At 38.5% G+C, this 22,358-nt stretch carries 16 protein-coding genes; 7 read left to right on the top strand and 9 right to left on the bottom strand.

Annotation, left to right across the window (positions count from 1 at the left end; genetic code table 11):
• Position 1: 1 nt before the first annotated feature.
• Positions 2 to 772, bottom strand: a complete 771-nt coding sequence (locus tag SB49_RS13265; protein WP_062057336.1) for an exodeoxyribonuclease III — start codon at positions 770 to 772, stop codon at positions 2 to 4.
• 288 nt (positions 773 to 1,060) lie between these two features.
• Between SB49_RS13265 and SB49_RS13260 the strand changes: the two genes are divergently transcribed.
• Together SB49_RS13260 and SB49_RS13255 are read left to right on the top strand one after the other, a co-directional pair.
• Complete coding sequence (locus tag SB49_RS13260; protein WP_062057334.1) at positions 1,061 to 1,606, top strand: DUF3575 domain-containing protein; 546 nt, start codon at positions 1,061 to 1,063, stop codon at positions 1,604 to 1,606.
• Positions 1,607 to 3,682: a TonB-dependent receptor family protein gene (locus SB49_RS13255; RefSeq protein ID WP_062057332.1), complete on the top strand. Its 2,076-nt coding sequence runs from the start codon at positions 1,607 to 1,609 to the stop codon at positions 3,680 to 3,682.
• A 6-nt stretch (positions 3,683 to 3,688) separates the two neighbouring features.
• Here the strand turns inward: SB49_RS13255 and SB49_RS13250 are convergent, their stop codons facing one another.
• Entirely contained in the window at positions 3,689 to 5,230 is a 1,542-nt protein-coding gene (locus tag SB49_RS13250) for a glycine--tRNA ligase (RefSeq protein WP_062057331.1), read from the bottom strand.
• Between the two features lie 37 nt (positions 5,231 to 5,267).
• A complete protein-coding gene (locus tag SB49_RS13245; RefSeq protein ID WP_062057329.1) occupies positions 5,268 to 6,167 on the bottom strand; it encodes a hypothetical protein in 900 nt (299 codons plus the stop codon).
• A 52-nt stretch (positions 6,168 to 6,219) separates the two neighbouring features.
• Here SB49_RS13245 and SB49_RS13240 point away from each other — a divergent pair, with 52 nt between their 5' ends.
• Positions 6,220 to 6,897, top strand: coding sequence for a ComF family protein (locus SB49_RS13240; protein ID WP_235537773.1), 678 nt, complete (start codon positions 6,220 to 6,222; stop codon positions 6,895 to 6,897).
• A 93-nt stretch (positions 6,898 to 6,990) separates the two neighbouring features.
• Complete coding sequence (locus tag SB49_RS13235) at positions 6,991 to 8,565, top strand: Ig-like domain-containing protein (RefSeq protein WP_235537772.1); 1,575 nt, start codon at positions 6,991 to 6,993, stop codon at positions 8,563 to 8,565.
• Here SB49_RS13235 and SB49_RS13230 read toward each other — a convergent pair.
• Complete coding sequence (locus SB49_RS13230; RefSeq protein WP_062057325.1) at positions 8,549 to 9,325, bottom strand: nitrilase family protein; 777 nt, start codon at positions 9,323 to 9,325, stop codon at positions 8,549 to 8,551. The two genes, SB49_RS13235 and SB49_RS13230, sit on opposite strands and share 17 nt — an antisense overlap.
• 90 nt (positions 9,326 to 9,415) lie before the next feature.
• Complete coding sequence (locus SB49_RS13225; RefSeq protein WP_062057323.1) at positions 9,416 to 9,898, bottom strand: ankyrin repeat domain-containing protein; 483 nt, start codon at positions 9,896 to 9,898, stop codon at positions 9,416 to 9,418.
• A 281-nt stretch (positions 9,899 to 10,179) separates the two neighbouring features.
• On the opposite strand from SB49_RS13225, the gene SB49_RS13220 reads away from it, so the two are divergent.
• Both SB49_RS13220 and SB49_RS13215 read left to right on the top strand, forming a co-directional pair.
• Entirely contained in the window at positions 10,180 to 12,402 is a 2,223-nt protein-coding gene (locus SB49_RS13220; RefSeq protein ID WP_062057321.1) for a PAS domain-containing protein, read from the top strand.
• Positions 12,403 to 12,406: 4 nt separating this feature from the next.
• Entirely contained in the window at positions 12,407 to 12,808 is a 402-nt protein-coding gene (locus tag SB49_RS13215) for a response regulator (RefSeq protein WP_062057319.1), read from the top strand.
• 370 nt (positions 12,809 to 13,178) lie between these two features.
• Here SB49_RS13215 and SB49_RS13210 read toward each other — a convergent pair whose 3' ends face one another.
• The gene (locus SB49_RS13210; RefSeq protein ID WP_062059221.1) at positions 13,179 to 14,552 is read right to left on the bottom strand and encodes a DUF5689 domain-containing protein; all 1,374 of its coding nucleotides are present in this window, start codon (positions 14,550 to 14,552) and stop codon (positions 13,179 to 13,181) included.
• Positions 14,553 to 14,570: 18 nt separating this feature from the next.
• Positions 14,571 to 17,306 carry a TonB-dependent receptor gene (locus SB49_RS13205; RefSeq protein WP_062057317.1) on the bottom strand — a complete coding sequence of 912 codons (2,736 nt, stop codon included), beginning with the start codon at positions 17,304 to 17,306 and terminating at the stop codon, positions 14,571 to 14,573.
• A 110-nt stretch (positions 17,307 to 17,416) separates the two neighbouring features.
• On the opposite strand from SB49_RS13205, the gene SB49_RS13200 reads away from it, so the two are divergent.
• The gene (locus SB49_RS13200) at positions 17,417 to 18,463 is read left to right on the top strand and encodes an endonuclease/exonuclease/phosphatase family protein (RefSeq protein ID WP_062057315.1); all 1,047 of its coding nucleotides are present in this window, start codon (positions 17,417 to 17,419) and stop codon (positions 18,461 to 18,463) included.
• Between the two features lie 41 nt (positions 18,464 to 18,504).
• Here SB49_RS13200 and SB49_RS13195 read toward each other — a convergent pair whose 3' ends face one another.
• Both SB49_RS13195 and SB49_RS13190 read right to left on the bottom strand, forming a co-directional pair.
• Positions 18,505 to 18,942, bottom strand: coding sequence for a hypothetical protein (locus tag SB49_RS13195; RefSeq protein ID WP_062057314.1), 438 nt, complete (start codon positions 18,940 to 18,942; stop codon positions 18,505 to 18,507).
• A 90-nt stretch (positions 18,943 to 19,032) separates the two neighbouring features.
• Complete coding sequence (locus tag SB49_RS13190; protein WP_062057312.1) at positions 19,033 to 22,278, bottom strand: TonB-dependent receptor; 3,246 nt, start codon at positions 22,276 to 22,278, stop codon at positions 19,033 to 19,035.
• Between the last annotated feature and the right edge of the window lie 80 nt (positions 22,279 to 22,358).

Raw genomic sequence — 22,358 nt, 5'->3', positions numbered from 1 at the left:
TTTAACTAATGGGCTCCAATTCCAATAAAATAGGACAATGGTCACTGTGCTTTGCCTCCGACAAAATCACAGATCGTTTTAAACGATGCACCAATGGTTCACTGACCATTCCGTAATCCAATCGCCAACCTTTATTATTGGCCCTGGCATTGGCCCTGTACGTCCACCATGTGTAATTGTCTGGCTCCTTGTTAAAATGTCTGAAACTATCAATAAATCCGTTCCCCATAAAATCTCCAATCCACTCCCTTTCCACAGGCAAAAACCCTGAAACGTTTTTATTTCTAACAGGATCATGAATATCAATAGCCTCATGGCAAATATTGTAATCCCCGCAAATGACAAGGTGGGGGTATTCCTTCTTCAAATCACTGATATACTCCTGAAAATCGGCCATATACTGCAGCTTAAGGTCCAATCTAGCTATATTGGTGCCCGAAGGCAAATACAAGCTCATGACCGAAACGCCATTAAAATCGGCCCTAACGTTTCTTCCTTCAAAATCCATATAATCTATTCCGGTACCAAAAACCACGTTGTCAGGTTTTTGCTTGGACAATATGGCAACTCCACTGTAGCCTTTTTTTTGGGCACTATACCAATAGTGGTAAGGATATCCTGCAGCCTCGAATACTTCTAGGTCCAACTGATCCTCGTTAGCCTTGATCTCCTGGAGACAAACCACATCTGGATCAACGGCTTGTAACCACTCCAGAAAACCTTTTTTTAGAGCTGCCCTAATACCATTCACGTTGTATGAAACTATTTTCAAATCACTACTTTTTTAACAAGGGTAGAATTTCAATTAACTCCAACTTGTTTAAATTAATAAAGGCTAAAAATAGACAATGTTTGCTAGAAGGGAAAGGTTGGATTTCTATTTATTTGCGTTTAACATTTAATTTGGAATTGGCCCTAGAAATCTAATTTTCCGAGAACCACCACCCTTACTATTTTTAAAAATGACCCATAAAATAGTAATGGTTGCCTTTTTTTTGATCTATTGTCCTCCGCAAAATAAATCCTTCTTATCTTTCCTTCAAAAATCAACCAAATACACATGAAGACACTCCTAACCACCGCATTGATAATGTCTGTTATTTTTTTTGGCAGGTCACAAGACATCTCTAGTAATCCCCAACCAAGTGACGAGTTAAAGATAAATGCCTTTAATCTCATCACATTCACCTACATGGATTTATCCTATGAACGCTTGCTGAACGAGGAGGCCTCCTTAGGAGTAAGTGTTCTTTTTAACATTGGCGAGGAAAATGAAATTTTGGACTATTTCCGTAATTTTTCCATAACCCCCTACTACAGACAATACTTTTCCAAACAATATGCAGAAGGCTTTTTTGTGGAAGGTTTTGGCATGCTTAATTCAGGAGAGGATTTCTATTATTCGTTTGATGAACAAGGCAATGAAAACAATTCTAAGGAAACCTATACTGATTTTGCATTGGGTATCTCTGTGGGCGGTAAATTTGTTACAAAAAGAGGTTTTATTGCCGAAATATATACTGGGCTAGGGCGAAATTTACTGGGCGATGATACTGCACCGGAAATAGTTAGTCGCGGAGGTATTTCTTTAGGATATAGATTTTAGATGAATAATAAGTTATTTGTACCATTGGTATTATTTACCCAAATTCTTTTGGGTCAAGAAATAAAGAAAGACAGCATCACCCAACTTGAAGAAGTTGTAATTTCTGACAAAAGGGTGTCGAATCCGGTCATAGGTATTACCGCAACCGATATCATTGGCGCCACCACCTTTGAAAATTACAGTCCGCTGGATATTGCTTCTACCATGAACCAAATTTCAGGAGTCTTTTTATTGTCAGGAGCCCTGAACACCAACAGGATTACAATTAGGGGCGTGGGCGCCAGAACACCTTTTGGTACCGATAAATTGCGACTCTACTACAACGAAATTCCGATCACCAATGGAACCGGGTTTTCCACAATTGAAGCATTTGACTTGGAAAACTTAGGATCTATCGAAGTCATAAAGGGCCCTAAAGGAAGTGCTTATGGATCCAATCTGGGCGGGGCAATTTTATTGCAATCCAAAACCCAAAAAACAGATGGCTCCGTTTTGTCCAACAATTTTACCCTTGGCTCTTATGAGCTTCTAAAAAACAATTTAGATTTTTCCCACCGCAGTGGCAACATTGATCTAAGCCTAAAGTATGGCCATATGGAAACCAATGGGTATAGGGAAAATAGCCGTTTTGAACGGGATGCGATTCTTTTGAACACCACCTATTCTATAAATACCAAGAATCAAATAGAACTCTTGGTAAACTATATTGACTACACAGCTCAAATCCCTAGTTCCATCAGTAAAGATGCATTTGATGAGGACCCTACTCAAGCGGCTTTAACCTGGAAGCAGGCCCAAGGATTTGAAGCGAATAAATACACGTTGCTGGGATTGACCTATAGCCATGCATTTTCAAAAAACCTAAAAAACGCTACCAGTATTTTTTATAGCTATTTGGACCATTATGAACCTAGGCCTTTTAATATCCTGGATGAGTTCACCAATGGATTTGGGTTTAGAACAAATTTTACCGGCAGTTTTACTATCCCAACAGGGGAGACCAACTATTCCTTTGGATCAGAATTATACAAGGACGAGTACCATTGGGGAACCTTTGAAAATTTATATCGGGATAATAATGGAAATGGTAGTCTTAAGGGCGATCAAATAAGCAATAACAGGGAATTCAGGAGGCAATTGAATGTCTTTGGAGCCATAACCCTTCCATTGACAAGTAAGCTTCTTGTGCAGGCTGGTTTTAACATCAACAAAACCTTTTACGATTTCCAAGACATCTTTAATACTGCAGAAGACAACAAAAGTGCAAAAAGGGATTTTAAACCAGTATTCTTGCCCAACCTCGATGTAAGCTATGCCTTTTCGGATACTCAATTACTATACGCCAATATCAGCAAAGGATTTTCCAACCCAAGTCTCGAGGAAACATTAACACCTGGAGGAATCATCAATCCCGATATTGCCCAAGAGACTGGCAATAACTATGAGCTGGGCACCAATTTACTTTTGGCAAACAAAAAGCTCCAATTAAAAGTCGCCTTATATCAAATGGACATAAAAAACCTATTGGTGGCCCAACGAATCGGAGAGGATCAATTTATTGGCAAAAATGCTGGCAGGACCAAACACCAAGGTTTGGAAGTGGATGCCAATTACAGGTTCAAAATAAACCCAGACTTGGCTTTACATCCATTTTTAAGCTATACCCTCAACAACCACAAGTTTATAGATTTTGTAGATGGAGATTCGGATTACTCCGGGAATCCTCTGACTGGAGTCCCAAGAAACAAAATTAACACAGGAATACAACTGAAACATTCCAGTGGTTTATACTGGAACACGACCTTACAGCATATAGACGAAATTCCTCTTGACGACGCCACTACCTTATACAGCGCGGCCTTTACCATTCTAAATACCCGCTTGGGCTATAAAAAAGAGATAGCTAAGGATTTTGTGATCGGCGTGGATTTGGGAGTGAACAATATTTCTAATGCACAATATGCCCAATCCGTATTGATCAATGCTGTTGGCTTTGGCGGGGCAGCGCCCAGATACTACTACCCCGGTAATGCCAGAAATTATTATGGAAGTTTTCAGGTCAGTTATAAGCTGTAAACGATTTTACATTTTTTTGAGCCAATTTTTCATATCCACCTCTTGGGAAATGATCGTTTTTAGGTCAGAAATGGCAACCCTTTGCTGTTCCATGGTATCTCTATGGCGAATAGTTACGGTTTTATCTTCCAAAGTTTGGTGATCTACCGTAATGCAAAACGGGGTTCCAGCGGCGTCCTGCCTTCTGTAACGACGCCCAACCGCATCCTTTTCGTCGTAAACAACCTTAAAGTCCCATTTCAATTCATCAATGATCTCATGGGCTATTTCTGGAAGACCATCTTTCTTCACCAATGGCAATACGGCAGCTTTGGTAGGTGCCAATACTGCAGGTATTTTCAAAACCGTTCTTGTAGTTCCATTTTCCAATTCCTCCTCCTGCAGGGAATTGGAGAATACTGCCAAGAACATTCTGTCCACACCAATAGAGGTCTCTACTACATAAGGCACGTAACTTTCATTAAGTTCAGGATCAAAATACTGAAGCTTTTTACCTGAAAATTTCTCATGGCTACTTAAATCAAAATCGGTTCTGGAGTGAATTCCTTCCAATTCCTTAAATCCGAATGGGAATTTAAATTCTATATCGGCGGCCGCATCTGCATAATGTGCCAACTTATCGTGATCGTGGAAACGGTAATTATCTTGTCCCAAACCTAAGGAATTATGCCACTTGATTCTAGTTTCTTTCCACTGCTCGTACCACTCTTTTTGTGTCCCAGGTCTTACAAAAAATTGCAGTTCCATTTGTTCAAACTCGCGCTGACGGAAAATAAACTGTCTTGCAACGATCTCGTTCCTAAAGGCCTTTCCTATCTGGGCAATACCAAAAGGAATTTTCATACGGCCACTTTTTTGAACGTTCAAAAAGTTGACGAATATTCCTTGGGCCGTTTCTGGACGCAGGTAAAGGTCCATTGCACTTTCTGCAGATGCCCCTAATTTAGTGCCGAACATAAGGTTAAATTGCTTTACCTCCGTCCAGTTTTTTGAACCGGACAAGGGACATCCAATCTCCAATTCTTCTATAAGGTTTTTCACATCTGCCAAATCCTCGAATTCCAAAGATTTACCCATGCGTTTTAAAATAGAACTCGCTTTTTCCTGATAATCCACTACTCGTGGGTTTGTGGCCAAAAATTGTTCCTTATCAAAAGCATCGCCAAATCTTTTGGCCGCTTTATCCACTTCTTTGTCAATTTTAGCCTCAATTTTGGCAACATGGTCTTCTATAAGAACATCCGCCCTATATCTTTTCTTGGAATCCTTGTTGTCTATAAGGGGATCGTTAAAGGCATCTACGTGCCCTGAAGCCTTCCATGTAGTTGGGTGCATTAATATTGCGGAATCTATTCCCACAATATTCTCGTTCATCTGCACCATGGCCTTCCACCAATATTCTTTTATATTGTTTTTTAACTCTACCCCGTTTTGGGCATAGTCATAAACGGCACTGAGTCCATCGTAAATTTCACTTGATTGAAAAACATACCCATACTCCTTGGCATGGGATATAACTTTCTTAAAATCGTCTTCTTGCTTTGCCATGGCGCAAAAATAGAATTTTAGCCTTAAAAGAAGTAATTTATTTTAGTTGAAATTCGGAGGTGGATAGTAATTTTTCATCCTCAAAAACATTAAGGGTATAAGTGCCATCCTGTAAAGAGCCTTCCGGAATGGTAATAAAGTCACAGACACTAAATTCTTCTCCCATAAAAATAAGCTCCACCCTTTTACTATAGGTATTACCATTTACTGAAATGGTATTTGCGTTATCCTCTATAATCTGCATATTTGGTCCTAAGAACTGAAAGTACAATATGCGTTCTTCCTTGGTGGTATTAGGGTTGCCAACAATGGTGACGCATCCTCTTAACTTTGCAATTGTAGAGGCCTTGGTTGTTTTAACAGGCTTACTTCCGGCACGCATCCTAAAACCGCTGCCCTCGGCATTGGTCAGTTTTAAATAGTTTTTGATTCTCAACTGTTGGTTAAGCTCCTTGTTCTTCTTTCTCAACAATGCCTCTTGCTCCGCCAACGTACTGCTCTTTCCCCTTAGTTCTTCTATTTTCTTTCTGGTATCATCGTACTTGTCGGCAAGTAACATATTGTTGTACTTCAAGAAATTGTTCTTCAACTTTAAACTGTCGTGTTTAGCTTCCAGTTTACGCAATTCCTTTTTGTATTCCTTTAATTTGGCCACAGAGAAATTTAGGCGCCCTACAGAATCTAACAATTGCTGTACTTTATATCTTGAATCTTGTAGTTCTATTTCGTTCACTTCGTTTAAAGCAGAGAGGCGGTCGACCTCCGTTCGCATCAAGGTGAGGTCTTTTACCAACAATCCTTTTTCCTGCTCTAAAAAATCGATCTGACCTCGAGATTGGGCATAACTAAAGTAAAACGCTATCAGCACACCGATAATAACGGCGACCAATGCGGCTAGGATTATTTTATAGTTAAATTTATTATCTTGAACATCCATCGATTAAAGTAGGTTTCATTAAGATTTGTTCTATTCCAAGCTTTCAAATATAGTGAATGATATCATCAACATCCTAGTCCCACAGGTCTGTTTTGGATGTATGACACCTTTGGGTAAAGGTGAACGATTATTATGCACCTTTTGTCGGAATCAGCTACCACTCACCGAGTACAATTTCATCGATGAAAACCCAATTGACCGTATTTTTTACGGAATTGTACCCATTGAAAAGGCAAATTCCCTCTTATTTTTTACTCCAAATGGCATCGTAAAAAACGTAATCCACCATCTGAAATACAAAAACCAACAAGAGATAGGCGACTTTCTTGGTGATTGGTTCGGTCATAACATTAACGAGGAAAATCCTACTTTTCGTATAGATTACGTTATTCCCGTTCCCCTGCACAAAAAGAAATTAAAAAAAAGGGGGTATAACCAAGTGACTACTTTTGGACTTAGGTTGGCGGAACACTTGGACGCCACCTATGTAGATCACATCCTTATAAAAACTGCAAATACCAAAACACAGACCAAAAAAAACCGTTTTTTCAGGTGGCAAAATAACCAGGACCTTTACAAGGTTTTGGACCACTCTTTTTTAAAGGATAAAAACGTATTGCTCATTGATGATGTGATTACAACGGGAGCTACCCTGGAATCCTGTTCCATTGCACTAAAAGAAGCCGAAGGAGTAAAAATTTATATTGCAACCATGGCGGTGGTGCCATAATTTTTTAATGCTACAAATTAGTTGTTTCTTTGCGTGTATTCTATGGTCCAAGCTATGATTAAACGGATTTTTTGTTCCCTTTTTATTATGATAATGGTACTTGCCCTAGCACAGTGTGCCAAAAGGGGAACACCATCGGGGGGTGATAAAGACACTACTCCTCCTAAATTGCTCAGGGCAGAACCTGAGAATATGACCATAAACTTTAAAGCGAAGAAAATAAGGCTTTATTTTGATGAGTATATAAAATTAAAGGATGTTCAAAAACAACTCATTGTTTCCCCTCCCTTAAAATACAACCCATTGATTACCCCTCAGGGATCTGCGAGCAAATTTATTGAGATCACAATTAAGGATACCTTAAAGGAAAACACCACCTATACCCTAAATTTCGGGCAGAGTATAACGGACAATAACGAGGGCAACCCCAACAGCTTCCTGACCTATGTTTTTTCTACAGGAAATTATATAGACTCCCTATCCCTTTCTGGTGCAGTGCAGGATGCCTTCAAGAAAAAAGTAGACCAATTTGTAAGTGTGATGCTCTATGAACTGGACAGCAGTTATACCGATTCCACAATTTACAAAAGACCACCAAACTATATAACCAACACCTTGGATAGTGCCACTACCTTTAAATTGAATTATTTAAAAGAAGGAAAATATGCCCTATTTGCTGTAAAGGACGAAGGAAAAAACAACCTTTTCGACCAAAAAGTGGACAAAATAGGATTTGTGACGGATACCATATCATTACCTACCGATTCTATTTATGCCCTGACCCTATTTAAAGAGATTCCCGATTATCAGGCTGCTGTTCCAAGTTATGCGGCCAAAAACAAAATAATATTTGGTTATCAAGGCATAGCCGAGCATATAGTGATTGAGCCTTTGACAAAACTGCCAGACACCATAAAAACGAAGGTTTTAAAAGAAACAGGAAAGGATACCTTAAATTATTGGTTTACGCCTTTTGAAACCGATTCCATTGTCTTTCAGGTGACCAATGAAAAGTGGAATACAAAGGATACTTTTACGGTAAAAAGTCGCAAACTTGTCGCAGATTCCTTGGTCTTAACTCCTAACCAAAATAGAAATTTGGCCTTTGAAGAACCCTTCTATATTAGTGCCAATATACCGATAGTTCAAATTGATTCTTCGAAAATTGCCCTGCTGAGCAAAGATTCTATTCCCGTTAAATTCAGTTCAAAATTAGATAGCGTCCTAAATAGGGTAACTGTTGATTTTGCTCTGGAACCCAATGAAAGATATACCATGGATCTGTTACCCGGTGCAATCAGCGATTTTTTTGGAACTGAAAATGACACATTAGCGTATACATTTTCAACCAATAGCTATGCCGATTATGGCAATCTTGGATTAAATCTCGTTGGAAACCCAACCTATCCCCTGATTATACAGTTAACAGATGAAACAGGTAAGACAAAAAGGGAAATCTATGCCACCGAGCCAAAAGCCTTTCAATTCAATCACCTGAAGCCTGCCAAGTATATGATTCGTATTATCTATGACTCTAACACTAACGGAAAATGGGATACAGGAAGTTTCCTTCAGAAAATTAGTCCGGAAAAAGTCATCTATTATCCAACCGTAATCGAAGTTAGGGCAAATTGGGAACTAATAGAATCCTTTAATCTTCTAGACTAAAACGATCCCTATCCTGTAAAAATTTCAGTTTTCCCCTTGTTTCGTCAAGATGTGGTTTTTGTAAGGTAGCGTATAGAATGGTGTCTTCTTCTGAAAACACCAAAGTTTTACCAAGTGAATCATATACCGCAGAATGGCCAGAATATTCATAGCCACCATCATCACTGCCAATTCTATTTACACCAATGCAATATGCCATATTTTCAATGGCCCGAGCCGCTAAAAGCGTATCCCATGCAAAAACACGTGTCTTGGGCCAATTGGCAACAAAGAGCAATACATCATAATCTACCGTATTCCTGGCCCAAACGGGAAAGCGAAGGTCATAACAGATTAGGGGACAAATCTTAAATCCTTTATATTCCAGGACCAGCCTTTCTTTTCCTCCCTTATAAACTTTGGATTCTCCTGCCAGGGTAAAGGTATGTCGCTTGTCATATTGATGATATTTTCCATTGGGCTCTACAAAAAAGAGTCGGTTAAAATAGTCTCCATGCTCATAAAAAGGAATGCTTCCTGTTAGCGCTTTCTGTTCTTGCCTGGAGATTTGCAACATCCAATCCAAGGTCTTTTGACCTTCTGAATTATCCATGTGATTGGGGCTCATCGTAAATCCAGAATGGAACATCTCGGGTAAGATGATAAGATCTACCGCCTTGGAAATACCCTTTATCTTTTCATAAAAGGCTTCCCTATTGGCTTGGGGGTTCTCCCAAAACAAAGTGGTCTGTATTAATGCTACATTTAATTCTTTGGCCATATCCAGGAAATTCTAGATCAAAATTAATATTAATATTTTGGGCGGTCCAATTATTACTGGGCATTGATGCCAAAAGATTGGAAAAACCAGCTATCTTCTCAATGTCAGCAAATCCATTAAAAGCTCATTGTTCTGCATTTTTGCATGATCATAAGCAGTTTGCCCCCTTGCATCCTTAACGGAAATATCTGCACCTTTTGTAATGAGCATTTTGGCAATCTCTGTCCTGTTGAAAGTTGCGGCATAGATTAAAGCAGTTGCCCCCATGGCGTTGGTCGTATTCACATTGGCCCCTTTATCGATAAGATTTTTGGCTATTGCTGTAAACCCCTTAAAACAAACACCCATCAAGGCCGTATTTCCCGAACTGTCCTTTTCATTTATATCTGCACCACGATCTAACAACAAATTGGCAACAGCACTATGTTCATAATAGGTTGCCAAAATTAACGGAGTAGAACCTCGTTGGTCCTTGACGTTTATTAAAGAGGCATCTTTGGATATCAATTCCTCAATTAAATGGAGGTCACCATTTCGTATGGCGGAATAAAACTTTTCTGTTGTTTCTTTCATTGTTATATAATTAAAAACGCCTATGCCCATTAAAGGGAATAAGGTAGCTTAAATCTTTCTAATCGTATAGTCGCACAATATTTACAAGTCAAAAATTACATTATTAGGTTCCTCTTGTAATAGACAAACTATATTAATAAATTATCAAATTATAGAATTATCCTATAGTTTTACAAAATAGATTTTATTCTCTTAAAGTTGCTGGTTTTATCCTAAATTCGAAATTTTAGTGCTATTTTTATCTAACTAATTAGTTTTTAATAGTTTAACACTTCTAAGGTTTGAAAACGGAAATTATAAAATCACTGATCGAATTTTCCCCCAATGCGACAGCTATACTGGATAACGATTTGCGATTTATCCGCTGTTCAAAAGTTTTGCGAAACGAATATGACCTGGAAGAAAATGACATAATCGGCAAAAACTTTTTAGATGTCTTTCCGTTCGTTCCAAAGAATATATTGGACACATTTGATCTTAGCCTACTAGGTGATATAAGCACCAATTTGGGCCATCAATATTTGAACAGCAATAACCAACTCAAAAAACTCCTTTGGAAAACCAATCCCTGGAAGGACCATCAGGGAAATAATGGGGGCCTAATTATTAGTGTGGAGGAAATAGCGTTGGCATCACCCAGGAAAGTAAAACTAGAAAACAACTTGGATACTACTCCTATTGGAGGTTGGGAAATAATAATTGATTCCAGTGATATTTATTGGACTGCGATTACAAAAGCCATCATGGAAGTGCCCCTGGATTATGAGCCTACTTTAGAAAGTACATTATTATTTTATAAAGAAGGATTCAATAGAGACAGAATAACCTCAGTTATCATGAACACCCTGACCGAGGGAATATCTTGGAGCGAAGATTTTCTGATAACTACTGCAAATGGAAAGGAAAAATGGGTTAAGAAAAAAGGAAATGGCGAAATAATCGATGGGAAATGTACTCGGATTTTTGGAACTATACAGGACATAACACAAAAGAAGAAGGAAGAATTGCGCTACCAAGAGACCATTCAGCGACTTGAAATTGCCATGGATGCCGCTGAAATAGGTATTTGGGATTACGAAATAGCTTCTGATACTGCTGTTTGGGACAGCAATATGTATAAGCTTTTTGGAATAAAGGCGGAAGATTTTGCTTCAACCTATGACGCTTACGAGAATATTATTCACCCAGACGATAGGGACCATGTGGACCAACGTTTGGCAAAAGCCATTTCAGGAGAGAAATCCTATGATACGGAGTTTAGAATACTTTGGCCCAATGGTAGTATTAGGTATATAAGGGCCATTGGCAAAGTTTTAAAAAATGAAGATGGGAAACCTGTCCGGATTGTTGGTACAAATTGGGACTATACCGAGCTTCGGCACACTGAATTAAAGCTGACAAGTAGTGAAGAATCATTTCAAGGTGCCTTCGAAAATTCCGCCATGGGCATTGCTATTGTAGCCGTGGACGGAAAATGGATAAACGTGAACACTAGCCTTTGTAAGGGATTTGGCTATTCTAAAGAAGAGTTTTTACAAATGACTTTTCAGGATATTACACATCCTCATGACCTAGAGAAAGATTTAGACTTGTTAAACGAAGTAGTTCAAAAGAAAAGGGACGGGTACCAAATGGAAAAGCGCTATTTCCATAAAAACGGAAGTATCATTAATGCGGTGCTCACCGTATCGGCAATAAAAAATATCAACGGTGAACTTTCCCATTTCATTTCTCAGATAATGGACATCACTTCAAGAATTGAAGCGGAGAATGAAACAAAACTTCTTTTTGACATCACCAAAAATCAAAATAACAGTTTGCTGAATTTTGCCCATATTGTATCCCATAACCTTAGATCCCACGCTTCAAATATCTCTATGTTGATCGACTTTTTAAAACAAGAAGAAAATGAACAGGAGAAAAACGAATTAGTCAAACTGCTTGAAAATTCTGGCGGGAGCTTAAATGAAACTATTTTGCATTTAAGTGATGTGGTGAAGACCAAAACACAAGGAGCTAACGGTCTAAGAGATATCAACCTCCTTGAAAGGATTAAAAATGTCAAAAAAACACTTTCCGCACTAATCTTGGAAAATCAAGTTGTCTGTGCTATAGATGTTCCAAGCAATATTATGGTCAGGGCCATCCCTGCCTATTTGGACAGCGTTCTGTTGAACTTGTTCACAAACGCCATTAGATATAGTTCCCCAGACAGATTGCCAAAAATTACCATTTCCTCTGATCTGAAGGGAAGTAATTACACCCTCATTTTTCAAGACAATGGCCTTGGAATAGATTTAAAAAAACACGGCAAGAAAATTTTTGGGATGTACAAAACATTCCACAAGCACAAGGAGGCAAAAGGAATTGGTCTTTTTATCACAAAAAACCAAGTAGAGGCCATGAATGGAAAAATAAGCGTGGAGAGTCAAGTGGGCGAAGGAACTACTTTTAAGGTTACCTTAATGATTGCCCAGAAAAATAAAAAATTGGTAAAAGCGTAATATAATGGGGAAATTGAAAAGTAGTTGTATCATAGATGACGACGACATATTTATTTATGGCACCAAAAAAATCATGAAAAAAATTGATTTTTGCGATGAAATTCTTGTGTTCAATAACGGTCAAGAAGCTATTGATGGTTTAAAACTCCTGGCAGAACAGAATAAAAAGCTTCCCAATGTTATATTCCTTGATATTAATATGCCCATTATGGATGGATGGGAGTTTTTGGAGGATTTTATAAAAATTCCAAATAACAATAGGAAGCACGTTACCATATATGTCATTAGCTCTTCCATAGACCCCATGGATATACAAAAAGTGCAAATGTATGGGCTCGTAAACAATTACATTCTAAAACCCATACGGATAGAGGACTTGGAAAAAGTATTGAGCGACATCCATTAAAGATCCATATAAATTGCATGATGACCCACGCATACCCAAACTAGTTGTTAATTAAGAAAATCTTGAACCGCTTGGATTTACAACAATATGAATTCTAGTATACTTGCCTTTTAATTTTTAAGCCCAGTAAAAAATTGTATCACCTGAAGAAACTTTGGAGGCCTTCAATTCTTAAAGAGTGGAGGTAGAAATCATTATGGTCAGTTGTCTTTTGTAAGTATTGATGCCTATCAAATATTCCTATTCATGTCCGGTCATACTGAACGTCATGCAAAACAAATGCAAGAAGTAACGGCTAACGAAAATTTTCCCATAGAATAATTTTAGACTCAAAAAACTCCGACTTAAAATATTCTAGTTGGAGGTTTTTTTAGTTCTGATGCCATCCTGGACTAAAATCCTCAGGAGCATTTTGCGGCAGATTAATAGTCCCGTTCCCACCGGTATCATTGTAAATCAACCATTCCTCAAAGGTAAATATTGGATTTCCTCTTGAGACCCCACTTACCCTTTCTGCCCTACCATCCTCAAATTCATGGTTGGTCCCCGAGCCATCCTCTCCAGGCACCCCAAAAACATCTATTATTTTTCCAAATGGATCTACCAAAACCAAATTATCATCCCCGTTGGAGTCGGCTGGACTATTGGTAGCAACCCCAATGTCTGGAGCAAATCCGTATATCAGCTCAAATTCTTCCTTATTGGGAGAAATCACCAAGGTCTTGTTGGCCCCAATTTGGTGACCTGACAAATCCAAAGATGAACTCACCTCGGTATTGGCATTTGTATATCGCATAAGTGTCCAGCCATTAAGGTCCATAGGTTGGGCAGCCGAATTAAATAGCTCAACAAACCTAGCCCCAGTATTATTATTGGGGTCTGCTAGTTCTGATATAAAAACGTTCTCAGACGTAAATTCCGTGGGTATTATTTTACACCGCTCATTAGAAAAATTAACATCTTCCAAATTATTAATGACCAATTGAAATGCATTTTTTGATTTCAACAAAATCCCTTTAATCCTGCCGTTCCCTTCCGGCAACAGTTCTGATTGAAAATCTGAATACCCACTATTTAATAGTCCAATGTTTGCACCATCACAATCTTTAAGGATCCTCACCGTCTCTTTTTGATATTCAGCATAGGTGTTGCCCAATTCTCCTTCTTCAAATTCCACCCGATCAAATTCAACCAAGGTATTCAAGGGGATTTCAACCAAGTTATCCAGCCCTGTCTCAATAGCTTGCAGGTCAAAGGTTGCATCGCAAGAATTAATAACGTGCTTCTTAACAGCTGCAACGGGCAATCTTCCTACAGATAAGTTCCCAAAAGAGCTGAAAACGGCTCCCAGCTTATAGCTTTCTTTGCCAACGCCCAAATAAAGACCTTTTAATTTAATGTACACCTTGCTGCCAACAGGATATAAAAGATGGTAGTCCCTTGCATCCAACTCTATTTGAAGCCCATGTTCGGGACTTTGTGCCTTGTCTTGTAAATGCAATGTTCCAAAGAAGTTTCCTGAAAGATCCGAGGAGTTGATATATCCTTCCAAGACCAATTCCTCTTGAATTTGAAATACACCATCAACATACATCCCCTTAAGTTCTGCAAAACTGATGTTGGCAACCAACCCTTCTCCACACTCAATTTTAGGGACATCAAAGGACCTATCTGCAACACAACTTGATGCCAATAGTGCTAGTGGTATAATTAGAATTGAAAGATGCCTTATGTGTAATTTCATGTTATCCATGTAACAGATTTAAAAACTAAAAGCCAGATTTAGAAAATAAGTACGCCCATATCCATACCAATATTTTGGGGCAAATGAAGGGTTGCCACTGGCGTTGTCCCTGGCCAACTGTCCATAATTACCATTTCTACTCTGTTCATAACCCCCTGTCCTAAAAACCGTGTCGAACACATTGTTGACACTCCCAAAAACACTGATATATTTTGAATTGACCAACCACGACTTACCGCCCACCAGGTTCAATAAATAAAAATTATCCAAGGGATCTTGCCGTAATAATTTCATTACATTTTCTTCGGTGGCTTCTGGAAATGGACTCCCTGTTTCTGGATCCAAATAAAAACTTTGGGTCCTGGTAATAGTAGAAATATTGCTATAGTTGTTGGCCAGGTAATTCGCGGTCATTCCAACCCACCAATACTTTGGATCCCTATATTCAATACCGAAGGCATATGCTTTTTGAGGTCCTTGTGCCAGTTTATAGTCCTTTATCTCAGCAATTCCAAGATCTATAAATCCCCGTTCATCCAGCACATCCTCCTCTGCCCCGGCCGTATCAAAATTAATACTCACAAATGGGTCGCTTGCATACAGGTACTTTCCAATAGCGGTTACTGCGGAGAGCTTTACAGAAGGGGATATTTGGTATTCCAGACCAAACTCTACCCCCATGTGCAATTTGTCCAAATCGGTAACCACTTCCTGAACAAAATCGGAACCAACACCAGCATCCACAAAGAAAAAATTTATGTCGGTCGTGTTCTGAAATCGGGAATAGAATCCTGTTAGGCGTCCCATTACTTTGGGGAGGCGGATAAAATAATTGAAGTCCACCGAGGAATTGGTTTCGTGCTGTAGATTTGGAACTACCTGGTTGCTTTCTCGTGGATTAACAAAGGAATTTTGAAGGGTCGGCGCTTTTTTTAAATAGACGCCGTTCACACTCATCCAATGCCTTCCATTGACCTTATAGGTTAGTCCCCCTTTTACCCCCATAGGGGTAAAAAATACTTTTTCACTTTGTCCGATAGATCCAAGAAATCGCTCATTACGAAATAATCCTTCCCTTTGGTATTCTGTTTTGCCGTACTGCAAGGATAAAAAACTGTCCCATGATTTGTAATTGTATCTCCCTTGGATAAAAGCATTCCAATCCGAAGCCTCCAACGTATAACTATAGTTGAATGTATCCCCTTTATACTTTAAAAGATCCCCGTTTACATCATTTCGGGTATCTGAAAAAGCATCTTTGTCCTCGTGATACTCTGCACCTAAAAGATCGTTGATTTCTGCATAATTGTTGGAATCCAGCTTTTTGTAGGTTGTTCCTACATCCAATTTAACATGTTCACCTATTTTAATGTTCGCCACCGTATTCAAAGTAATTTGTTTATCCCTTGTCATGTCATCATATAAAAGATAGGAGGCCATGCCAACCGGAATAGCATTAATATTGGACTGGTACAGGGTATTCCATGGCAATTGTGGAGCCTCTAAAAAAGCTTCCTTAGCAATCCTAGCACTTTCGAAATTGGCTCCAATAGGGCTATTGATATAATAACTTGGCAAATACCTATAGTAGGTAGGATCTGGATTTGGTGCATTGTAATAGCCAAGCCTGCTTCTCGCAGTTGTCCCAAACTGATAGGCCGCTCCAGAACTAATCCGAATATTTTTTGCCTTTAACATGTGATTGAACATGAAAATGGGCTCATTGATTCTTCGCTCTCGTGAATTCCTAATTTGACCGTCTTGCAGACCCCAATAAGGATTGTATTTTCTTCCCGCCAATTGAAACACCTCTTCGGTCACAGCCGAAGACCGGCCACGCCTATTACTTGCGAAAATAGAGGTAAGAAGAAGGCTGTTTTTTGAATTGATTTGATATTCCAGAGCGCCAAAAACCGAATAAGCATCGTACAATGTCCCATTAATATAGCCCTGCTTTGCGCTTCTGCGTGATGCAGAGATACTATAGAACAATTGGTTCCCATTATTCCCTGAATTATAGGTTGCCATAAATCTATCTGTATAGGTCCTATTGGAAGCAGAAGAAGAGAGTCTTGTTCCTGGACGCATTAAAGAAGGTCTTGTATCTATGTTGGTAAGGCCCAAAAGCCTCCCAAAGCTGTGGTCTGATGGATCCAAACCGTTGGAAAATTCTTGGTTACGCACCACATCATTCAAACCTCCCCAGTTGTTCCATTGTGGTCTGCCATTAAATATCTTGTTCATAGGCAGACCATTGATGAGTACTAGTCCATTTTCGGCATCGTAACCTCTAACCCTAAAAAAAGCCTGGCCAAAATCAAAGGCGGCCCTATTTAAAAAAACATCCCTTGTAGCCTGTAAGATACCCATGTTCCCAAAACTGCTTTCATCGTCGGCCAAATCTGCCTCGGTAAGCGCTATTAGATTATCGGTTTTTTCTAAAGTAATATCCCTTTCCAGAAAAATGTCACCAAGATCTAGAGACTCCCCTTCAAGTTTTATTGGATATTTTTTTGTCGTGTAATCAGCCTTTAAAATCACCAAAACAAAATCCCTTGAACTGGAAAACGCCTGAAAATTGCCTTGTTCATCGGAGAATACAAAGTCCTCCCACCCTTCCAATAAAATCTTTGCACCTCCAATTGGTTTTTTAGTGCTTCCCTCAAGAACACGACCCTTAACATCAAAATTTTTCTGTGAAAAAGCATTGAAGGAGATGACAAAAAAGAATAATAAAGACCAAAAAGAATGCATGTAATACTATTGATAAAAATCTAATTCGTAATTTACGATAGAAAATATACGATAATTATTCAATATTGTTCTTAATTTTTTGATTATTTTGAGCTTATAATCGACTTTACATGCTTTTCAAATATATATCCTTACTTTTTTTATGTGCCCCTTGCTTTTTGTACCCGCAAGCAGAGGCCCATTATAATATAAGAACTATTGCCTTTTACAATGTTGAAAATCTTTTCGATACCATTAATGATCCCAACACCTTTGACGATGATCGCACCCCAAATGGAAAAGATCATTGGACGAACGACAGATACCAACAGAAAATTGAAAATATTTCCAGAGTCCTATCAGAAATTGGCGCTGATATCTCCAATACTTCACCAGATATTATTGGTCTCTGTGAAATTGAAAATAGACAGGTACTCGAAGACCTCATTGCACACCCTAACTTAAACGAAAAGGGGTATGGAATCATACACTACGAATCACCAGATGAACGTGGCATTGATGTAGCATTACTCTATAAGCAAAGTGCTTTTATACCTGCCCATACAAGTAGTAGGCGACTATTGCTCTTTAATGACGAGGGGGAACGGGATTATACCAGGGATCAGTTGGTGGTTCAGGGTTTTTTGGATTCGGAAAAAATTTATTTGATAGTTAATCATTGGCCTTCCCGCAGCGGTGGGGAGGCTAGGAGCAAACCAAATAGAATAGCCGCTGCCAAACTCAATAGGCGTATCATTGATTCTATCCTAAAAACAGATCATACCGCAAAGATCTTAAGTATGGGTGATTTTAATGATGACCCAACCGACACCAGTTTAAAAACAACTTTAAGTGTAGGTGGTTCATGGTCTTCTCCCAATACAATGGAATGGATGCACAATCCCATGCAAAAATTACACAAAAAAGGACTCGGATCACTGGCATATAGAGACCGATGGAATCTCTTTGATCAAATTCTATTCACCACAAACTTCTTGAATAGCAATGCAAATAGCTACCAATACTGGAAAACGGATATTTTTAAACCGTCCTATATCAGTACCCAAACCGGACCCTATAAGGGATATCCATTTCGGACATATTCAGGAGGAAATTACACCGCTGGGTATAGCGACCACTTTCCGGTATTTGTTTATCTAATTAAAAAAGCAAAATAGTCCGGTTGTCAAGGGAAAGGCCCATTAATTATAGACTTGGCCTAAAACCACTGTCCCCACGGAATCCTGCTTAGAATAAGCACTAATCCCAATCCGTAAAAGATGGAGATCGTCTTGAATTTTTTCTTGGCCTCCATGACCTTTTTATGTTTGGACCAACCTATGGTAATGAGCACTACGGCAATAATATTTATAAATGGGTGTTCTACCGCCAACAAACGAGCTGCAGAGTTTAAGCCCCCCATACCAACAGTTTGAATAGCCTTTAAGCCGTTTGCAGACACAAAGTAAAGGATTAGCCCCACCAATAGTTGAATATGCGTAAGAATTAGTGCAAAAAGGCTAATTCGAAAGTCCTTTTCCAAGTTGAATATTCTATTGCTAAAAAGTCCAGAAATGGCATTTACCACCGCAAGGATCAATATGATCAAAACGATATAGCCTAAATAAGAATGTAAACTTTGTATAATTTCGTACATGAGATAAATTTTAAGAGCCCTAAAGTACTAATTTTTGGGCATTAAAAAACCCACTGAAAAGTGGGTTTTTAATTTTACTTGAATTTGGAATTAGTTAAAGATATATCTTAATCCTATCTGTGCTTGCCATCTCGAAGATTGCAGCCCAAAATCATCCAATTGATCAATATTTGGTGAACCATCAGGGTTAACAATGGCGTTGTTAACGCTAAAGGTAGGCGTTGAACCTGTTGAAACAGTAGTCAACGGACTTACGTTAGACCTTGTAAATCTCTTTATACCCCAATCTTTATTCATTAAATTAGTAAAGTTGAAAATATCGGCAGAGATCTGGAATGTATGTTTTTTAGATCCTACGTTCAAAGAAAAGTCTTGAAGAACTTTTAAATCCACTATATGGCTCCATGGTCCTTGAACTGAATTTCTTTCAGCATACTTGCCTCTGTTTTCGTTCAAGTAATCTACACTTGATATAAACGTATCTAAACGTTGCCATTGAGCAGCTTGCTCAGCAGCATCTCCAGAAAAACTAATTTCAGATGCGTTAGCAGGAATATAAATTAACGCATTGTCCCTTGAATCATCATTCAACAAATCACGCCCTTCATTATATGTAAAGCTGTAAGGTGCTCCTTGCGAACCTTCATAGAACAAACCAAATGTAGTTTTAACATTATCATTCCATGTCAATTCATAAGAAACATTCGCAGTTATTCTATTCCCCATAGAGAAATCTGATCTAGTTACAGGAAGCGTGGAGTTTTTACCATTTACAGATTGTATATTTCTCCACTGTGAACTGTTCTGTGAAGAAGTTCCATCAAATATCTTATTGGATACTCCATATGCATAAGAAGCCTGCCCACTAAATCCGTTTTGAAACGGTTTTCTCAAGGTAAAAGACACGTTAGTTGCGTCTCCCCCACCTGTATTGGATGCTAAATAAATACCATTATACGTATCATCTATCTCATCCCTTCTATCATAAAATGGCCTATTATCAGCACCTTCATAATTACCTGCAGGCCCCTTTAAGTTTAAGTTTTGGTAATAGATATCTGTTATTACATCTGTATATAAAAAGTCAGCTGAAGCTATTAAATTCCAGAATGGTAATTTTTGATCTACAGCAATATTATACTTCACTACTTGGGGTAATTTAAAGTCCTTCGATATTAAATCGATATTACCACCAACTCCACCACTTCCTGGTATTGGATCTTCCAATTGATTATTAACATCAGCTTCAAATGGCACACCAGTTCTAAAAACAAATCCTCCAACAGAACCATTATTATTATAAGTTCCCCCTGGCCATACCAATGGCAATCTAGAAGTAAAAACTCCAATACCACCTCGTATTTGAGTAGTACGATCTCCATTTACATCCCAGTTAAAACCTACACGTGGTGCAAACAAAGGAGTGGCATCAATTCCTTGACCAACACGTGCACCTTGTAAATCTTTCCCATTGGCTTCCAATAAAGCTACTGTGCGGGTGTTGAAATCTTGATTTACATTTCCATCTTCCCAATAAGGAATATCGATACGCGCTCCCAATGTAGCTTTAAAATTATCAGTTACCTGAATATCATCTTGGATGTAAAAACCAGCTTGAAAAGTTTTAAAATCGGCCGAACCTGAAGATTCATCTCCAACAGTTCCATTCCCTAGTAGAGAATATCCATGTTGATATACGTCAGCAGGCTGATTGGTAAGAAACTGGTTTAAACCAGAAGATGTAAGGTTACCTGCATCATCAAACTGATCTTCAAACGTATAATCACCATAATTAAAAGCAAAAAATAAGTTTTTAATAGTTGCAAATTCTAGGTTAGTCCCAAGAGTTACAGTGTGCCTACCTGAATAGATTTCAAAGTTATTAGTAATTGTGGTTACATCCGTATTTAAAAGGTTGGCAGTTGAAAATGGTTCAGATCCAAAGGATATGAAACCTCCACCATCTTGAATATCAACAGTTGGAAATGGATCACCTAATGGATCTCTATCATCTCGTACAGCAGTGTAAGTCAATATCAAACTATTTGCAAATTTATTTCCAAATCTAGTATTTAATTCTAACGCTGAAGAATTGGTCGTTGTCAAGAAAGATTCTGAACCATTAATGAATCCTATACTTCTATTTCCAGAATTTCTAGCCTCCAAGTTATCTCCTTTGACATAACTATGCCTTAAGGATAAGGTATTGCTATCATTAATGTTCCAATCTACCTTAGCTGTTAACTTATCACTAACTAATGTTCTTGTGTTATTATCAAATATTCCAGGATTATAACCGTAGGTAGATTGCAAAAAGTTACTTAGTCCATCTATTTCGGATCTTGATGAACGTCCACTATAATTACTGAAATTAAATGGCTGTGGCGTTTCATCATCCTGTCTTTCATAGTTCAAGAAAAAGAACAATTTATCCTTTACCAATGGTCCCCCTATACGAACACCATAAGTTAGCGCACTAAAATCTGCCACTTTTTCTCTATCCTCACCATCACCTACCAAAGATGGAGGTGTTTTTCCAACAAGACTCTGATTCCGTACAAAACCATATGCAGAACCTTCAAAATCATTAGAACCTGAACGAGTAATTGCATTGATAGAGCCTCCAGAAAATCCTGACTGCCTAACATCAAAAGGTGCAATGTTTATTTGAAATGTTTCTATAGCATCAACTGAAAATGGATTAACCCCAGTTTGACCTCCATTGGTACCAGAACCAGCAAGACCAAAGACGTCGTTGTTAACTGCTCCATCGATATAAATGGCATTATAGCGATTATTCTGGCCAGCCAAAGAAATAGAAAATCCATCATTCCCTTCAGAGATTTGCGCTTGAGGTGTAATTCTAACAAAATCGGCAATAGACCTTGATGCCGATGGTATTGTTGCAATTTCTCTGCTTGATACGTTGGTTTCAGTACCAGTCTTATTAGAGCTAAATATCCCTAAAGCCGTAGCTGTGATAACCACTTCTTCCAAAGCAGTTGAAGACTCGGCCAAAGTAGGGCTAAATCTTGAAGTCTGACCTAAATTTAGGTTTACACCGTTTTCTACAAACTCATTAAATCCTATATAGGAAATAGTGATTTTATATGGCCCACCAACTCTCATGTTGGAAATACGGTAAAAACCGTCAAAATCGGTAGCTGCCCCATAAACAGTCCCAGAAGGCGTGTGTACCGCCACTATACTGGCGCCTGGCAATGGCTCCCCTGTGTTGTCTGTTACCTTTCCTCCAATCGAGGAAGTGGTAACTCCCTGTGCAAATGAGATTGCCGTAACTAAAAATGCGGCAAGTACGAAGTACATTTTTTTCATTCTTTCAAATGTTGTTAAGTTTGTAAATAATGCTGCAAAAGTGAGTAATTTTTCACATGAGAGCATTTTCTTAATGTTAA

The sequence above is a fragment of the Sediminicola sp. YIK13 genome (assembly GCF_001430825.1).
Taxonomy (GTDB): Bacteria; Bacteroidota; Bacteroidia; order Flavobacteriales; family Flavobacteriaceae; genus Sediminicola.
The sequence above is the reverse complement of the archived record's forward strand: the minus strand, read 5'-3'. Positions and strand labels throughout refer to the sequence as shown.